Source organism: Azospirillum sp. A26 (assembly GCF_042604635.1).
Classification (GTDB): Bacteria; Pseudomonadota; Alphaproteobacteria; order Azospirillales; family Azospirillaceae; genus Azospirillum; species Azospirillum palustre.
This window is the reverse complement of sequence record NZ_CP170472.1, coordinates 1093229-1109644: the sequence shown is the minus strand read 5'-3', so window position 1 is coordinate 1109644 and position 16416 is coordinate 1093229. Positions and strand designations below refer to the sequence as shown.

Genomic DNA, 16416 nt, shown 5'->3' with positions numbered 1-16416 from the left:
GACCTCCTTCCGGACAGGGGCCGGACAGGGGGAGCCGGACAGGTCAGGTGAAGATGAAATCGTGGCCGGCGGTCAGCCCGACCTGATCGACGGTCAGCGACGAGCCGTCGGCGAAGGTGAATGTCGACTGGAAGCCGCTTGAGGTCAGCGACATCTGGCCCGCGGTGTAGCCATGGAATTCGATCTGGTCGATCCCCCGCTCGAAGTAGCTGATGGTGTCGTGGCCGAAGCCGCCGGTCGCCTGTTCCATCAGGAAACGGTCGACCTGCCCGTCGGTGTAGCTGACCATCGTGTCGTCGCCGGTGCCCGGCCGGAACAGGTCGGCACCGCCGTCGCGATAGCTGTCATACAGCGTGTCGTTGCCGGCGCCGCCGATCATGGTGTCGTCGCCGCGCATCCCCTTTAGGATGTCGTCGCCGGTGCCGCCGTCCAGCCAGTCGTTGCCGTCGCCGCCGAACAGCTGGTCGTTGCCGGCATCGCCCCACATCGAATCGTTGCCGGCCTCGTTGCCGCCATAGGGGTCGCCGAGCCAGTCGTTGCCGTCGCCGCCATGCAGCTGGTCGTTGCCCAGACCGCCGATCAGCGAGTCATTTCCCCGTTCGCCATACAGCTGGTCGTTTCCGCCGGCGCCGTTGATGCGGTCGTCGCCATCCAAGCCGTCGAGACGGTCATCAAAGGCGGTGCCGGTCATGGCGTCGTTGTTCGAAGTCCCCCAAAACTGGCGCATGGCGTCTCTCCATCAGTGCCGTTAACGTGCTGTTAACGATTAACCAGATGTTAACCATGGGTCCCGGGCGGTCGAAAAGCGATAAAGGGGCAATACAAAGGGGGGCGGATGAGATGACACAGATAATTGAAACTTGATCGAATTAAAGAAATGAACTGTTTCTTTATTCGTTGTTTTTGTGGCCGAAAGCAGCATCTTTCTGTGACCTAATAAAGACTTTCTCTCCCATATGGGCAGGTTTTCAGCTGCGGAACGGCACAGGCTCGGCTGACAAAGGCGATGCGCGGGCAGGCGAGGCGGTAGGCCACCGGCCAAACGGGCTGCCGGAGCGGATCGTCCGAAAGAGGGTCCGCGGCGCAAACGCGCCGGGCGCTGTCCGAAGTTGCAGATGCAGCCCTCGGGGCAAAAAATAACCGGGCGTCCAAAGGAGCGCCCGGTGCAGTCATATACAGGGAGGGTTAGAGACAAGAAGGTGTGTATACCCTTCGGCAGGGGTGACGCTTTGATGTGGATCAACAAACGCACCCGCTGTGGCGAATCGGCTCCCTTCCCAGCCCTTCTTCAAAACGGGTCTCTCAGCCGTGGCTGTGCGAATGGCCGCCATAGAGGATGGACGGATCGGTTTCGACCGCCTGGATCGTCTCCAGCTTGCCGTCGCGCCAGGCACGATAGAAGCAGCTGCGCCGGCCGGTGTGGCAGGCGACGCCGTCCTGCTCGACGACCAGCAGCAGGGTGTCGCCGTCGCAATCCACCCGGAAATCCTTCAGCCGCTGCACCTGTCCGGAGGTCTCGCCCTTGCGCCACAGCCCGCCGCGCGACCGCGACCAGTAGCAGACGCGGCCGGTGGACAGGGTCTCGACCACCGCATCGCGGTTCATCCAGGCCATCATCAGGATTTCGCCGCTGCCCTCGGCCTGGGCGATGGCGGGCACCAGCCCATCGGCGGTGAAGCGGATCGCGGCCAGCACCTCTTCAAAGGGGCCGGGCTCGGTCGACGGTGTTTCCGTCATGGCAAATCACTCCTCAACTGTCCGCCGCACTCAAAGGGCGGCGGCCATCCGCCGGAAGCCGGCCTCAAGATCGCGGATCAGGTCGTCGGGGCTCTCAAGCCCGGCGTGCAGGCGCAGAACCTGACCCGGATCGGTCCAGCGGGTGGCGGAGCGCACCGCCGCCGGCCGCGTCGGCAGGATCAGGCTTTCGAAGCCGCCCCAGCTGTAGCCCATGCCGAACAGCTCCATCCCGTCCAGCATCGCCGCCAGCGCCTTGCGTGGTACCTGGTTGACGATCACCGAGAACAGGCCGCTGGAGCCGGTGAAGTCGCGCTTCCACAACTCGTGGCCGGGGAAGTCGGGGCGGGCGGGGTGCAGGACCCGCGTCACCTCTGGCCGGGCGGCCAGCCAGTCGGCGAGCGCCAGCGCGCTCTCCTGGTGCTGGCGCATGCGCACTGACAGGGTGCGAAGGCCGCGCAGGCCAAGATAGAGATCGTCCGGCCCGCCGCAGACGCCGAAACGGGTGGCGGTCTTCTTGACCGCGGTCCAGCTTTCCTCGTCGCGGCAGGTGATGACGCCCAGCATCGCATCGGCATGGCCGACCATGTATTTGGTCGCGGCATGGATCGACAGATCGACGCCGTGGTCGAAGGGGCGGAAGAACAGCGGGGTCGCCCAGGTGTTGTCGATCATCACCGTGGCGCCGACCGTCTTGGCGGCGGCGGCGATGGCCGGAACGTCCTGCACCTCGAAGGTTAGGGAGCCCGGCGATTCGAGGAAGACCACGCTGGTGTTGGGACGCAGCAGGGCGGAAATGCCTGAGCCGATGCAGGGATCATAGAACTCCACCTCCACGCCATAGGGGATCAGCGTCTCCTTGGCGAAACGGCGGGTCGGGCCATAGGCGCTGTCGGTGATCAGCACATGGTCGCCGGCCTTGGTGAAGGCGGACAGCGCAACGGCGACGGCGGCGAGGCCGGAGCCGGTGTTCACCGATTTGTAGCCACCTTCCAGTTCTGCCGCCGCCTCTTCGAAGGCGAAGGTGGTGGGCGTGCCCATGCGACCGTAATTCACGCTGGTCAGCATGTTGCGGTCGCTTTCCTCCAGCGCGTCCAAGGTCGGGAACAGCACGGTCGAGCAATGATAGACCGGCGGGTTGACGATGCCGTGGTTGTTCCGCGGGTCGCGGCCGGCATGCACGAGAATCGTGTCCTTGGTGACGTCCTTCATCGACTGTCCGTTTGGCTGGAGCGGCAATCCGGCCCGTCCGAGTCCGCCCTAGCCGGGAGAACCCCGGGGCAGGCGGTGCGGGCGCGGCCGAACATTGTGTCACCCCGGACGCCCTGCCGCCATCGCGGATTGCGCGCAACGGTCGTCAGCGGATGGGATGTTCTGGTAACACCACCAATGCACAGAGGATTCGACAAGCCGGATCAAGTTGATACACTCTTGTCCCACGCGCATGGCTGCGTCGCGATCCTCACAGGACGGGTTCAATGGGGATCGGTCCGCCGGATTGTCAGGCGGATCGGTCCGGCAGGGTCGTTCCGGTTGGATTATGGAGCCGGCGTGACCAAGCGCGTCATCAGACCGCTCAAAGCGAAGAACGCAAGAACAGGGTGGAGTTCATAATATGAAGTCAGGGTTCCTGGCCGCCGCCGCAGCGGCCGTGGTCGTTTCCGCCAGCGCCGTTGCCGGTGCTGCCACGCTGGACACCGTCAAGCAGCGCGGCTTCGTGCAATGCGGCGTGAACGCCGGCCTTCCGGGCTTCGGCAACCCCGACAGCGCCGGCAACTGGACCGGCCTGGATGTCGATTACTGCCGTGCCGTCGCTGTCGCCATCTTCGGCGATGCCAACAAGGTCAAGTTCACCCCGCTGTCCGCCCAGCAGCGCTTCCCCGCCATCCAGTCGGGCGAAGTCGACCTGCTGTCGCGCAACACCACCGCCACGCTGACCCGTGACACCTCGGTCGGCCTGAACTTCGCCCCCGTCACCTATTACGACGGCCAGGGCTTCATGGTTCCGAAGAAGCTGGGCGTCAAGAGCGCCAAGGAACTGAACGGCGCCACCGTCTGCGTCCAGTCCGGCACCACGACCGAACTGAACCTCGCGGACTATTTCCGCGCCAACAACATGACCTACAACCCGGTCGTCATCGAGTCGAACGACGAGGTGAACGCCGCCTACTTCGCCGGCCGCTGCGACGTGCTGACGACCGACGTGTCCGGTCTGGCCGGCACCCGCGCCGGTGTCGCCCCGGTTCCGGACGACCACGTCATCCTGCCGGAAGTCATCTCCAAGGAGCCGCTGGCCCCGGCCGTGCGCCATGGCGACGACCAGTGGTTCGACATCGTGAAGTGGACCGTCTTCGCCACCATCCAGGCGGAAGAGTTCGGCATCACCTCCAAGAATGCCGACGAGTTCACCAACTCGAAGAACCCGGACATCCAGCGCTTCCTCGGCACCTCGCCGGGCATGGGCAAGGCCCTGGGCCTGGATGAGAAGTGGGCCTACAATGTCGTGAAGAAGGTCGGCAACTATGCCGAGATCTTCGACCGCAACGTCGGCCCGGGCACCCCGCTGAAGCTGGAGCGCGGCCTGAACGCGCTGTGGACCAAGGGCGGCCTGATGTACGCGCAGCCGTTCCGGTAAGGCACGTCACCGTCCGAAGGCCGCCCGCAGCCCGTTGCCGGGGGCGGCCTTCCGGTTCTTTTGGGAGCGGTCGCGAAGGGCGCCAGCGAAGCGCCTGCGCAGGGGGCCGCATTTGGGAGACATGTCGCATTCCCTACGGTGTGGGAAATGCCCGGAAGAACGTCCGGGACCGCGTGGGCACCGTATGGGGCGCGATGGTTGGGGGAGAGTAGTCCGTGGCGACCGAGACCCGGACCACCCAAGGCGCTCCGCCGCCGGGTGGCATATCGTTTTCCCTCAGCGACCCGACGTTCCGCGCCATCGTCTACCAGATCCTGGTGGTCGGCGCGGTCGTCCTGGTCGGCTGGTTCCTGATTTCAAACACGCTCGACAACCTCGCGCGTCGCTCGATCGCGACCGGGTACCATTTCCTGGAGCGTGAAGCGGCCTTCGGCATCGGCGAGTCGCTGATCGACTATTCGCCGAAGGATACCTATGGCCGGGCCTTCCTGGTCGGCGTGCTGAACACGCTGAAGGTGTCGATCATCGGCGTCATCCTGGCGACGATCATCGGTACGATCATCGGCGTCGCCCGCCTGTCCAGCAACTGGCTGATCGCCAAGCTGGCCTCGACCTATGTCGAGATCATCCGCAACATCCCGCCGCTGTTGCAGCTGTTCTTCTGGTACGCGCTGGTGTCCGACGGCCTGCCGCCGGTGCGCCAGGCGCTGAACCCGATCCCGGGCGTCTTCCTGTCGCAGCGCGGCCTGCGCGTGCCGACGCCGGCCCCCGATCCGGTCTGGGCCAACATGGGCATCGCGCTGCTGGTCGGCATCGTCGCCGCCTGGGGCGTGTCGCGCTGGGCCAGGGCACGGCAGGCGCGCACCGGGCAGCCGTTCCCGGCGGGCTGGGCCGGTCTCGGCCTGATCGTCGGTCTGCCGGTCCTGACCTGGCTTGCCGGCGGCGCACCGCTCGCGATGGACGTGCCGAAGCTGGCCGGCTTCAACTTCACCGGCGGCGCCTCCATCTCTCCGGAATTCTTCGCCATCCTGACCGGCCTGACGCTCTACACCGCGGCCTTCATCGCCGAGGTGGTGCGCAGCGGCATCAAGGCGGTCAACTGGGGCCAGACCGAGGCGGCCCGTGCCCTCGGCCTGCCGGGTAGCCCGACGCTCCGTCTGGTGATCCTGCCCCAGGCGCTGCGGGTTATCGTGCCGCCGCTGACCAGCCAGTATCTGAACCTGACGAAGAACAGCTCGCTGGCGCTGGCCATCGGCTATCCCGATCTGGTGTCCATCGCCAACACGACGCTGAACCAGACCGGTCAGGCGATCGAAGGCGTGACGATGATCATGGGCACCTATCTGGTCATCAGCCTCAGCATCTCGATCTTCATGAACTGGTACAACAAGCGCATCGCGCTGGTGGAGCGGTAACGGCCATGACCGACAACGTGCAAAGCGTCGGCCTGCCGGACGAACGTCCGCCGGCCAACACCGTCGGCCCGATTGCGTGGCTGCGCAACAACCTGTTCAACAGCTGGTACAACGCCATCCTGACCATTCTGGTCCTGGGGCTGCTGGCGTCGGCAATTCCGCCCTTCATGAACTGGCTGCTGTTCCGCGCCCACGGCTTCGACGCCACCTCAACCGTCTGCCGTCAGGATGCCGGCGGCGCCTGCTGGGGCTTCATCAGCGAAAAGCTGCGCTTCATCATGTTCGGCATGTTCCCGTGGGAACAGCAGTGGCGGCCGCTGGTGACCATCGCCGTCTTCATCGCCCTGCTGGTCGCCAGCTGCGACCGCCGCTTCTGGAAGCCGTGGTTCGGGCTGGTTTGGGCCGCCGGGCTGGCGCTGGTGGCGGTCCTGATGTGGGGTGGCGTCTTCGGCCTGACCTATGTCGAGAACACGCTGTGGGGCGGTCTGCCGCTGACCATCATCCTGTCGGTGATCGGTCTGGCCGTGGCTTTCCCGGTGTCGATCCTGCTGGCGCTGGGCCGGCGGTCGAACATGCCGGCGGTCAAGGTGCTGTGCGTCACCTACATCGAGCTGATCCGTGGCGTGCCGCTGATCAGCCTGCTGTTCATGGCGTCGGTGATGCTGCCGCTGTTCCTGCCGAACGGCGTGTCCATCGACAAGCTGCTGCGCGCGCAGATCGCCTTCATCATGTTCGCCGCCGCCTACATGGCGGAAGCGATCCGCGGCGGCCTGCAGGCGATTCCGAAGGGCCAGTATGAGGCGGCGGACGGGCTGGGGCTCGGCTATTGGCAGAAGATGCGCAAGATCATCCTGCCGCAGGCGCTGGCCGTCGCCATCCCGCCGCTGGTGAACACCTTCATCAGCTTCTTCAAGGACACCTCGCTGGTCATCATTATCGGTCTGTACGATCTGCTCGGCACGGCGAAGGCCGCGCTGTCCGATCCGTCCTGGCGCGGTTTCTACCGCGAGGCCTATCTGTTCATCGGCGTGATCTACTGGATCTTCTGCTTCAGCATGTCGAAGTACAGCCAGAAGCTCGAGCGCGATCTCAATCGCGGTCATCGTCGATAGATCGGATCGCGCAAAATCGAAATCGATTTGAAGCGTGAATCTGATCGTAAGAAGTGAAGATAGTATCGCCGTCAAGGGAGACACGAAAACCCATGTCCCAGGCCATGTCCCAGGCAGCCAAGCCGAAGCACGCCCTCAGCGGCGAGGAAATCATCCGCTGCACGGGCGTCAACAAGTGGTACGGCGAGTTCCACGTCCTGAAGAACATCAACCTCAGCGTCCAGAAGGGCGAGCGCATCGTCGTCTGCGGCCCGTCCGGGTCGGGCAAGTCGACGATGATCCGCTGCCTGAACCGGCTTGAGGAGCATCAGAAGGGCACGATCGTCATCGACGGGATCGAGCTGACCAACAACCTCAAGAACATCGAGCTGGTCCGCCGCGAAGTCGGCATGGTGTTCCAGCATTTCAACCTGTTCCCGCATCTGACCGTGCTGGAGAACTGCACGCTGGCGCCCATCTGGGTCCGCAAGATGCCGAAGGCGGAAGCGGAAGAGCGGGCGATGAGCTACCTGAAGCGGGTGCGCATCGCCGAGCAGGCCAAGAAGTATCCTGGCCAGCTGTCGGGCGGCCAGCAACAGCGCGTCGCCATCGCACGGTCGTTGTGCATGAGCCCGAAGGTGATGCTGTTCGACGAGCCGACCTCCGCGCTTGACCCCGAAATGGTCAAGGAGGTGCTGGACGTCATGATCGGTCTGGCTGAGGACGGCATGACCATGCTGTGCGTGACGCACGAGATGGGCTTCGCCAAGTCGGTCGCCGACCGTGTGATCTTCATGGATCGCGGCGAGATCGTGGAACAGGACACGCCGGACGCGTTCTTCTCCAATCCGAAATCGGACCGCACACGCCTCTTCCTCAGCCAAATTCTAAACCACTGAGACGGTCGGCAGGCCGGCGGTTCCGTTCGGCCTGCCATCTGGAAACAAAACACCTCGACTTAGGGTGCGCGGCGCAATGTCCTGTGGCGTCGCGCACCGGTTTGCGGTTCAATCGGTCGCCTGACGTGCTGTTCGACCGATCCGTTACCGGAGACCGAGGTTATGGACCTGCTCAGCCCCCGTCCCAGCGTTGGCCAGATCAAGCCGTACCGTCCCGCTCGCCCCCCACGCGACGGCCGCCGGTGGATCGACCTCTCGCTGACCCACAATCCGCTCGGCCCAAGCCCGCTGGCGCTGGACGCCTATTGCGAGGCGGCGACCCGCATCCACTGCTATCCCGACTGGGACCAGGAACCGCTGCGCCACGCCATCGCGCGCCGCCACGCCATCGATGCCGACCACATCGTCTGCAGCGCCGGGTCGGAGGAACTGATCCATCTGGTCGCACAGGCCTTCGCCGGGCCCGGTGACGAGGTGCTGTGCCACGAGCGTGGCTATCGCGGCTTCCTCAAGGCCATCCGCGCCGCCGGCGCCACCGCGGTCATCGCGGCGGAACGCGACATGGTGGTGGATGTCGAGGCGCTGATCGACCGCGCCAGCGAGCGCACCAGAATCTGCTTCCTCGCCAACCCCAACAACCCGACCGGCACCTACATCCCGGCCGACGCGGTGCAGCGGCTGCGCGCCGGGCTGCCGCCACACACGCTGCTGGTCCTGGATTCGGCCTATGCCGATTACTGCCGCCTGCCGGACTACAGCGACGGGACGGAGATCGTCGAGAATTCCGACAACGTCATGCTGATCCGCACCTTCTCCAAGATGCATGGCTTGGCCGGCTTGCGGGTCGGCTGGGGCTATGGTCCGGCGACGGTGATAGAGGCGGTGAACGCCATCCGCGGCACCTTCAACGTCTCGCTTCCCGCCCAGTTGACCGCGGCCGCCGCGCTGACCGACGCTGAGCATGAGGAGGCGACCTTCGCCCACAATGCGCAATGGCTGCCCTGGCTGTCCCGCGAACTGGAGCGGGTGGGGCTGCGCGTCTATCCCAGCGTCTGCAACTTCGTGCTGGCCCGCGTGCCGACCGACCCCTCGCTGGGCACCCAGGCGGTCATCGACCATCTCGCTCACCGCGGCATCCTGGTGAAGGCGGTGACAGAATATGGTCTGTCGGACTGCCTGCGCATCACCGTCGGCCGCGAGGAGGAGAACAAGGCGCTGGTGGTGGCGTTGGCGGAGATCCTCGGCTGAGAACAGCAGCGGGACAATACGTGTGGCTTACCGGGAATTTGAGGATTCTTGATCCAGATCAACGAACGACCTATGCGTTTCGACATAAGGTCCGTCTCGTCTCTAAACCTCCCTGTATCACTGAGCCGGAGCATCCGCATGGATGGCTCCGGCTTTTTCTTTTCCGCCCGGAAGTTTCAGCAAAGGTCGGGGAAAGTGCCCGTCGGTTGACATGCATCAACGCAGGAAGGATTGGTCGGGCGTAGACCTATGGCTGTCTCTAACCCTCCCTGTTTCACAGGAGGCTCCGGTTCCGGTGCCTCCTGTTTTTTTGTCCGGATCTCAGGAGGGCGGACGCGAGCGGTTCCAGCGCATGACCAGCCCGATCACAGACAGCGGCACCACCACGACCGCACCGATCAGGATGTAGGGCAGGGCCCAGCTCCCGGCTTCAATGACCAGTGCCGCGATGTCCTGCACCGTCTGCCAGCTGTTCGTCAGGATGCTGGCCGGATCGATGCGCAGGAACGACAGCACGAAGCCGACGATGAAGCACAACACCAGCGTCCGAATGATCCAACCCATCAAGGCCCCACCTCACGCTCGTCATGGCGGAGCTTCCGCCTGTCTGAAGGAACGCGCCGGTCCGCAACGGGGTTCCGGCGTTCCGCGGTAGATGGGGCGGGGTGGTCGGGGTGGTCAAGGGGGAAGGTGGGCCGCTTCCCCCAGCCTCACCCCGCCAGCGGAATGTGATCCCCCGAGCTGCGCGGCAGCACACCGTCCAGCCGCGGGTCGCGAACCTCGCGGGCGACATGGCGGGTGGGGACGAAACCCATGCTTTGATAAAGCGGCAGGGCCTTCGGATGGTCGAAGGTGCAGGTGTTGACGACCAGCTTCGATGCACCACCGTCCCACGCCTTGCGGATGATGGTGTCGAGCAGCCAGGGACCCAGCTTGTGGCCGATGAAATCGGGGATCAGGCCGAAATAGGCGAGGTCGGTTTCCTGTGTCCGCCGGTCCAGCTCGCCGTAACCGGCGGGTGTGCCATCGACATACAGCACCCACACCTCAACCCGCGGGTCGAGGATCGAACGCTCCAGCTCCTTGCGCGGCATGCGGCGGCGTTCGTGCCACAGCCAGGGCTCTCCTACCGTGTCGTAGAGATAGCGGTAGAAGGACCAGCTCGGCGGATTGGACCGCACCAGCGTGAGGTTGCCGGCCGGTTGGGGCACCGGCGCATGGGCCGGCGGCACTGTCATCTCCAGATAGGTGACGATCACCGGCAGATGACCCGGCCGGCTGGCGGCAGGCACGGCGGGGCGGGTCAGGGAGAAGGGTTGGTCAGCCATTTCTGCATCATCGTAACGGGCGATTTGGCATAGCCCAACCTCTCATAGAAGGCCAGCACCCGTTGGTTGGTCTCGCGGACGAGCAGCTGGACCTTGGGCATGCCGGCCGCAGCCAGCCAACCCTCCGCCTCCGCCACCATCCGGCGACCGAGGCCCCGGCCTTGCAAGGCCGGATCGACGGCGACGTAATAGATCCAGCCGCGATGCCCGTCCTGCCCGACCATGGCGGTGGCGACGATCCGCCCGTCCTCGATGGCAGCCAGCACCGTCGAGCTGCTCTTCGACAGTGCCAGCGCGAAATCGGCCGCCGGATCGTTCCATGGCACCACGAGCCCGCAGGCCGTCCACAACGCGACGACGGCGTCGCAGTCCTCCGCTGCGCAGGACCTGACGGTGACGGACTCGCTCATGGTTGCCGAGGGCCCGTCTCCAGCGGCAGATCCTCCCGCAGGCCCCATTCGGCCCAGGAACCGTCATAGATCGCCACGTCCGGCTTGCCGGCGGTGGCGAGGCCCAGCGCGATGACGCAGGCGGTGATGCCGCTGCCACAGGAGGCGACCACCGGACGGTCGAGGTCCAGCCCCGCCGCGCGCGCCTTCTGAACGATGATGTCCGGCGGCAGCAGGGTTTTGCTGTCGGCGTCGATCAGGTCGGTGTGGGGCAGGTTGAAGCTGCCGGGAATGCGGCCGCTGCGCCGGCCGGGCCAGGGTTCGGCCACCGCACCTTCGAATCGTGGCTGGGCGCGGGCGTCGGTGATTTGATCGTCCTGTCCCTCGATGTTGGCGAGCACCTGATCGGCGCTGCGGATCAAGTCCGGCCGCTTGTGTGCCGTGAAGACCGCCGGCTGAACCGGAGCGGCCTCACCCGATTCGGTCGGACGGCCTTCCGCCAGCCATTTCGGCAGGCCGCCGTCCAGAACCGCCACCCGGTCGAAACCGAACAGGCGGAACAGCCACCAGACACGTGCCGCAGCGGTTGCCATGCCGGCGCTGTCATAGACGACGACGGTGTCGCCGTCGCCGATGCCCAGCGCGCCGATCTTCGCGGCGAAGCTCTCCTCGTCCGGGACCATATGGGGCAGGGGGGCGGTGTTCGGTGCCGCCACCTCGTCGACGTCGCACAGGCGCGCACCAGGGATGTGCGACGCCGCGAACTCCGCCCGGATGTCGCGCTTCAGGGCCGGCATGTGCCAGGACCCGTCGAGGATTTTCAGCCCCGTCCGGCCGAGATTGCGGGCCAGCCAGTCGGTGGAGACGACGGGACCGGTCAGCGCTTCAACAATGCTGTCGCTCATGCTGCGCATCCTTGAAGATGAGGGGCTGTCGGGCAACGGATCGGCGAAACGGCTTCAATCCTTCAGCGCGATGACGACGCGCCGGTTCTGCTTGCCCTTGTTTTCGATCTTCGTCACCTCGATTCCGCCGATCTCGCCGGTGCGGGCGACATGGGTGCCGCCGCAGGGCTGCAAATCAACCCCCTCCACATCCAGCAGGCGCACCCGGCCGCTGCCGGTCGGCGGCTTGACCGACATGGTGCGCACCAGTTCCGGCTGCGTCGCCATCTCATCGTCGGTGATCCAGCGGGTGCCGACGGGAGTGTCGGCGGCGATCAGCCGGTTCACCGCCTCGGTGATGGCGTCCTTGTCCAGCGATTCGGCTGGGACGTTGAAATCCAGCCGGCTCTTGTCCGCGCCGATCTGCCCGCCGGTGACCGAGCCCGGCACCACCGCGCACAGCAAATGCAGCGCGGTGTGCATGCGCATATGGCGATGGCGGCGGCCCCAATCGATCTCCGCCTCCACCGCGGTGCCGGGGCTGGGAAGTTCCTGCCCGTCTTCCGGCACATGGATGACGTCGTCGGGGCCGCCCTCGCCCTTCACCGTGTCCTTGATGCGGACTTCGAAGCCGTCGAAGCGCAGCACACCGGTATCGCCCGGCTGGCCGCCGCCGGTCGGATAGAAGACGGTGCGGTCGAGCCGGATGCCACGCTCGTCCACCGTCGTAACGGTGGCGACGCAGTTGCGGGCGTAGGCGTCCTCACGGAAAAGCGCGTCCATATCCCCCTCGAAGAGAGTCAGGCCAGCCAGTCTGGCACAGGAAGATTCTTCTCACGGAGGAAGTCAGGATTGAAGAGCTTCGATTGGTAACGCTGACCCCCATCGCACAGGATGGTCACCACCGTGTGGCCGGGGCCGAGGTCGCGCGCCACCCGCATGGCGGCGGCGATGTTGATGCCCGACGAGCCGCCCAGCACAAGGCCCTGGGTCTTGATCAGGTCGAAGACAATCGGCAGCGCCTCTTCATCGGGGATCTGCACGGCGTCGTCGATCGGTGCGTCTTCCAGATTGGCGGTGATTCGGCCCTGGCCGATGCCTTCGGTGATCGAACTGCCTTCCGACTTCAGCTCACCGCTGGTGTAGTAGCTGAACAGGGCGGCGCCCATCGGGTCGGCCAGCGTGATGCGGATGTTCGGGTTCCGCTCCTTCAGGGCCAGCGCGATGCCGGCCAGCGTGCCGCCGCTTCCCACCGCACAGGTAAAGGCGTCGAGTTTGCCACCCGTCTGCTCCCAGATTTCCGGCCCGGTGGTGGTGCGGTGGCCGTCGCGGTTGGCGGTGTTGTCGAACTGGTTGGCCCAGACGACGCCGTTCGGTTCGGTCTTCGCCAGCTCCTCGGCCAGACGGCCGGAATAGCGGACGTAATTGTCGGGGTTGGAATAGGGGACTGCCGGGACCAGCCGCAGATCGGCGCCGATCAGGCGCAGCATGTCCTTCTTTTCCTGGCTCTGCGTTTCGGGCATCACGATGACGGTGCGATAGCCGAGCGCATTGCCGACCAGCGCCAGCCCGATGCCGGTGTTGCCCGCCGTGCCCTCGACGATGGTGCCGCCGGGGCGCAGCAGCCCGCGCTCTTCCGCATCGCGGACGATGGCGAGAGCGGCACGGTCTTTCACCGACCCGCCGGGGTTCAGGAACTCCGCCTTGCCCAGGATCTCGCAGCCCGTCGCCTTCGATGGCCCTTCCAGGCGAATCAGCGGCGTGTTGCCGATGGCGCCGATGAAGCCGTTGCGGATGTCCAAGGCGGGTACTCCCAAAGTCAGGTGTGGATTGCTGCCGATACTATCAGCGCGCAGGGCGGCGGTTTCAAGGCGGGGAGTGTGGAATGCTGCATTGAACGAGAATTGCGCGTGAAATATACGGTGGAACCTGGGAGCCGAGACTCCCCGCGCCTTACCCCTGACCCAGCCAGCGCTTGCGCAGGGACTCACGGTGACGGGCCAGCCAGCCGATGGCGATGATGGCGACGGAGTTGCGCAGGCGGTTCTCGTCCATCATGCCGATCGCCTCGTCGGCCGGCAGGGCCATGATGCGGATGTCCTCATGTTCCTCCTCCAGGCCGCCGGTCGCGGCGAGGTTGCGGCTGTCGACCCGGCCGCAGAAGACGGTGACGACCTCGGTGAAGGCGCCTGGGCTGACGTAATAATCGCAGATCTGCTCAATCTCCTGGATGGCGCAGCCGGCCTCTTCCATCGATTCGCGGCGCGCAACCTCTTCCGGGCTCTCGCCTTCGCCGACCATGCCGGCGACGATCTCGGTCATCCAGGCCGGGCCGCCGGCCGCGGCGGAGCCGACGCGGAACTGCTCGATCATCACCACGGTGTCGAGATCGGGATCGTAGAGCAGGACGCCCACCGCGGCCCCGCGGTCGCACACCTCGCGCGGGGGCAGCACGTCGGTCCAGGTGCCGTCGAACTTCTTATGGCGCAGGCGGTAGACGTCGATGGTCAGAAAGCCCTTGTAGGGGGTCTTCTTGTCGAGAATCTCGATATCGGGATGGTTCATGATCGGCGCGGGTCCATGGATGGCTGTTTCCAACAAGGTGCTATGCCGGCGCGCCGTCCACAAGCGCCCGGGAAGGCAACCGGCCATCGGGGCAGGCATCACAGCGTCGGGTTCAGCCTGAGGAACCGCACGCGGTCGGCCGAGGTCACCGGAACCGGGGTCAGGGTGGAGCCGCGCATCACCTCGAGCGGAACGACGATGCCGGCCGGTCCCAGCCCCCAGAGCTTGCGGTAGAAATCCGCCAGTCCATTGAAGCGCTGGCCGCCGACGCCGACGATCCAATCGCCGGGGCGCAGGCCGGCCGACTCGGCTGGGCTGCGTGGCGATACCTTTTCCACCAGCAGCCGCCCCATCTCATCGCGCAGGGTGACGCCCAGCCAGGGACGGGCGGGTTCCTGCCGTCGCCCGTAAGCCAGAAGGTCGGCCAGAATCGGCTCGAGCGCCGAAACGGGGACGAACATGTTGCCGGGCAGGCTGCGCCCCTCCACCGCCTCCGCCACCAGCAGCGATCCGATGCCGACCAGCCGGCCCTCGCGGTTGACCAGAGCGGCGCCGTTGAAGGCGCGGATCGGCGGGAAGGTGAACAGCGCCTCGTCCAGCAGATATTCCCAATAGCCGGCGAACTCCCGCTTGCCGACCACCTTCACGGCGGTGGCTCCGCGATTGCCGCCGCCGCTCAGCGCCAGCAGGGTATCGCCCTCCTTCACGGCGCCTGGACCGGCCAGCCGCAGCCAGGGGGCTGAAAACCCCATCTCCGCCCGCAGCAGCCCGAAGCCGCTGACGGGGTCGTAGGCCACCATGTTGGCGGGATAGCTGCGTCCGTCGGCGGCGATGACCTGAATCTGCGACGCCTCCATCACCGTATAGCCGATGGTCAGGATCAGGCCGGACCCATCGATGACGACCCCGCTGCCCTCGCGGTCGGTGCCCAGGGTGCGGGCGCTCTGGCTGTCCGCCGGCACGGTCGCGGTGATGCCGACGACGGAACGGACGACGCGCTCCGGGTCGAGCTGCGCGGACTCCGCCGCTTTGGCCGGGGCAACGCCGGGGACGGCCATTTGCAGGCCGATCAGGAAAAGGATGGTGGCCGCCAGACGCGGCATGACCGGTGTTGAGACGACCCGCATGACGCCGCACTCCCGCGCAAGGCAGGGCCAAAGGGCACCCCCGGCACCGCGCGGCCCTGTCCGTCGCGACTCGGGTGATACAAGCATGACATTGCGTTCGAGTCGCGGCTCATCAAGCCGTCATCGCGCGGTCATCCACCACAAGCGCGACCATGGTGATCGAAACATACCGCCGTTGGCCGCTGTTGTCTTGTCCGGGTCCCGCAATCAACGGGGAAAGGAGACAGCATGCCCATCGAAAGCGAACAGGAGCTGGAACAGGCCGTCCAGGAGTACCAGCGCCTGAGCGACGCACCGGAGGAGTCTGAGGAGGGACGCCGCCGCAGTGTTCTGGACGCGGACATCAAGTCGTACTACGCCAGATGCGCAGACACGATGCGGCCTGCCAAGCCGCCCTCCACCGGCTGACGGAGGGGGAAGCGGGTCCGCGTGGCCGACCGACGTGAAGCCGGCCATCATGAAGGAGAGCGGTCCGCGATGAAGCGACTCGACACCTGCTACACCTGCCGCTTCTGGGAAGGGCAGGGGCTCCGCCAGCGCGGGCCGAAGGGAACCTGTCGGCGTTATCCGCCGGTGGTGACCCCGCGAAGCCCGGAAGGCGACTTTCCGATCACCCTGTCCACCGACTGGTGCGGGGAATGGAAGCGGGTGGCGGTCGCCGCGGTGGGCGGCGACCCATCGGATTCCGACGACAGCATCTATGACGATCTAGTGGAGTAGGGGACGATCTGGTGGAGTAGGGCGCCTCACCGACCGGTGCCTTCCTCCCGACCGGTCAGCGCGGGTTGGGCGGGATCACCAGAACCGGGGTGTTCTCGTAGGCCTGCGGATTGCGGTCGGCGGCCGGTCCGGCCCAATCGGCACTGAAAGCCAGCAGGGCGACCAACACGGCCGCCAGGAACAACAGGAGTGCCGTGACGCAGTCTATCGTCCGGACCGGACGCTCGTCGGATTCGGACGAGCGGCTACCGGTGCTGCCGACCGGCGGGGCGGTGCGGAAATGTTCGGATTGGAATGGCAGAAGCACGGCGGTCCTCCATCGGCTGGAGACGCCCGGCCCAAGGCTCGGCCCGGATTGTTATCCAAGTCTAACCCCGTGCA

At 65.8% G+C, this 16416-nt stretch carries 19 protein-coding genes; 7 read left to right on the top strand and 12 right to left on the bottom strand.

Going from position 1 to position 16416, the window contains the following annotated elements:
• Nucleotides 1-43: 43 nt before the first annotated feature.
• The 3 genes from ABNQ39_RS05760 to metC all read right to left on the bottom strand — a co-directional run bounded on the left by ABNQ39_RS05760 (nt 44) and on the right by metC (nt 2946).
• Nucleotides 44-727, bottom strand: coding sequence for a calcium-binding protein (locus tag ABNQ39_RS05760; protein WP_376959443.1), 684 nt, complete (start codon nt 725-727; stop codon nt 44-46).
• Between the two features lie 575 nt (nt 728-1302).
• Complete coding sequence (hisI, locus tag ABNQ39_RS05755; RefSeq protein ID WP_376959442.1) at nt 1303-1737, bottom strand: phosphoribosyl-AMP cyclohydrolase; 435 nt, start codon at nt 1735-1737, stop codon at nt 1303-1305.
• 30 nt (nt 1738-1767) lie between these two features.
• On the bottom strand, nt 1768-2946 hold the full coding sequence (gene metC / locus ABNQ39_RS05750) for a cystathionine beta-lyase (RefSeq protein WP_376959441.1): 1179 nt from the start codon (nt 2944-2946) through the stop codon (nt 1768-1770).
• Nucleotides 2947-3349: 403 nt separating this feature from the next.
• On the opposite strand from metC, the gene ABNQ39_RS05745 reads away from it, so the two are divergent.
• The 5 genes from ABNQ39_RS05745 (at nt 3350) to ABNQ39_RS05725 (ending at nt 9022) form a co-directional block, all read left to right on the top strand.
• Nucleotides 3350-4369: an amino acid ABC transporter substrate-binding protein gene (locus tag ABNQ39_RS05745; RefSeq protein WP_376959440.1), complete on the top strand. Its 1020-nt coding sequence runs from the start codon at nt 3350-3352 to the stop codon at nt 4367-4369.
• 215 nt (nt 4370-4584) lie between these two features.
• Entirely contained in the window at nt 4585-5784 is a 1200-nt protein-coding gene (locus ABNQ39_RS05740) for an amino acid ABC transporter permease (protein WP_376959439.1), read from the top strand.
• A gap of 5 nt (nt 5785-5789) precedes the next feature.
• On the top strand, nt 5790-6896 hold the full coding sequence (locus ABNQ39_RS05735; protein ID WP_098739766.1) for an amino acid ABC transporter permease: 1107 nt from the start codon (nt 5790-5792) through the stop codon (nt 6894-6896).
• A 92-nt stretch (nt 6897-6988) separates the two neighbouring features.
• Nucleotides 6989-7774 (top strand): amino acid ABC transporter ATP-binding protein, encoded by a 786-nt coding sequence (locus ABNQ39_RS05730; RefSeq protein WP_098739765.1) that lies wholly within the window; start codon nt 6989-6991, stop codon nt 7772-7774.
• Nucleotides 7775-7936: 162 nt separating this feature from the next.
• Nucleotides 7937-9022, top strand: coding sequence for a pyridoxal phosphate-dependent aminotransferase (locus ABNQ39_RS05725; RefSeq protein ID WP_376959438.1), 1086 nt, complete (start codon nt 7937-7939; stop codon nt 9020-9022).
• Between the two features lie 321 nt (nt 9023-9343).
• Here ABNQ39_RS05725 and ABNQ39_RS05720 read toward each other — a convergent pair whose 3' ends face one another.
• The 8 genes from ABNQ39_RS05720 to ABNQ39_RS05685 all read right to left on the bottom strand — a co-directional run bounded on the left by ABNQ39_RS05720 (nt 9344) and on the right by ABNQ39_RS05685 (nt 15315).
• Nucleotides 9344-9586, bottom strand: a complete 243-nt coding sequence (locus ABNQ39_RS05720; RefSeq protein ID WP_376959437.1) for a hypothetical protein — start codon at nt 9584-9586, stop codon at nt 9344-9346.
• Nucleotides 9587-9732: 146 nt separating this feature from the next.
• Entirely contained in the window at nt 9733-10350 is a 618-nt protein-coding gene (locus ABNQ39_RS05715; RefSeq protein WP_376959436.1) for a GNAT family N-acetyltransferase, read from the bottom strand.
• A complete protein-coding gene (locus ABNQ39_RS05710; protein ID WP_376959435.1) occupies nt 10326-10760 on the bottom strand; it encodes a GNAT family acetyltransferase in 435 nt (144 codons plus the stop codon). The genes ABNQ39_RS05715 and ABNQ39_RS05710 overlap by 25 nt, the downstream gene beginning before the upstream one ends.
• Complete coding sequence (locus ABNQ39_RS05705; protein WP_376959434.1) at nt 10757-11644, bottom strand: sulfurtransferase; 888 nt, start codon at nt 11642-11644, stop codon at nt 10757-10759. The genes ABNQ39_RS05710 and ABNQ39_RS05705 overlap by 4 nt, the downstream gene beginning before the upstream one ends.
• A 54-nt stretch (nt 11645-11698) precedes the next feature.
• The gene (locus tag ABNQ39_RS05700; RefSeq protein WP_376959433.1) at nt 11699-12406 is read right to left on the bottom strand and encodes an alanyl-tRNA editing protein; all 708 of its coding nucleotides are present in this window, start codon (nt 12404-12406) and stop codon (nt 11699-11701) included.
• A 17-nt stretch (nt 12407-12423) separates the two neighbouring features.
• On the bottom strand, nt 12424-13425 hold the full coding sequence (locus ABNQ39_RS05695; RefSeq protein ID WP_376959432.1) for a cysteine synthase A: 1002 nt from the start codon (nt 13423-13425) through the stop codon (nt 12424-12426).
• A 151-nt stretch (nt 13426-13576) separates the two neighbouring features.
• Nucleotides 13577-14188 carry an NUDIX domain-containing protein gene (locus ABNQ39_RS05690; RefSeq protein WP_376959431.1) on the bottom strand — a complete coding sequence of 204 codons (612 nt, stop codon included), beginning with the start codon at nt 14186-14188 and terminating at the stop codon, nt 13577-13579.
• 98 nt (nt 14189-14286) lie between these two features.
• Entirely contained in the window at nt 14287-15315 is a 1029-nt protein-coding gene (locus tag ABNQ39_RS05685) for a S1C family serine protease (protein WP_376959430.1), read from the bottom strand.
• Nucleotides 15316-15543: 228 nt separating this feature from the next.
• Here ABNQ39_RS05685 and ABNQ39_RS05680 point away from each other — a divergent pair, with 228 nt between their 5' ends.
• Nucleotides 15544-15723 (top strand): hypothetical protein, encoded by a 180-nt coding sequence (locus tag ABNQ39_RS05680; protein WP_376959429.1) that lies wholly within the window; start codon nt 15544-15546, stop codon nt 15721-15723.
• A 69-nt stretch (nt 15724-15792) separates the two neighbouring features.
• Nucleotides 15793-16035 carry a hypothetical protein gene (locus ABNQ39_RS05675; RefSeq protein WP_109048993.1) on the top strand — a complete coding sequence of 81 codons (243 nt, stop codon included), beginning with the start codon at nt 15793-15795 and terminating at the stop codon, nt 16033-16035.
• 55 nt (nt 16036-16090) lie between these two features.
• Here ABNQ39_RS05675 and ABNQ39_RS05670 read toward each other — a convergent pair whose 3' ends face one another.
• Nucleotides 16091-16342 (bottom strand): hypothetical protein, encoded by a 252-nt coding sequence (locus ABNQ39_RS05670; RefSeq protein ID WP_376959428.1) that lies wholly within the window; start codon nt 16340-16342, stop codon nt 16091-16093.
• Nucleotides 16343-16416 lie beyond the last annotated feature (74 nt).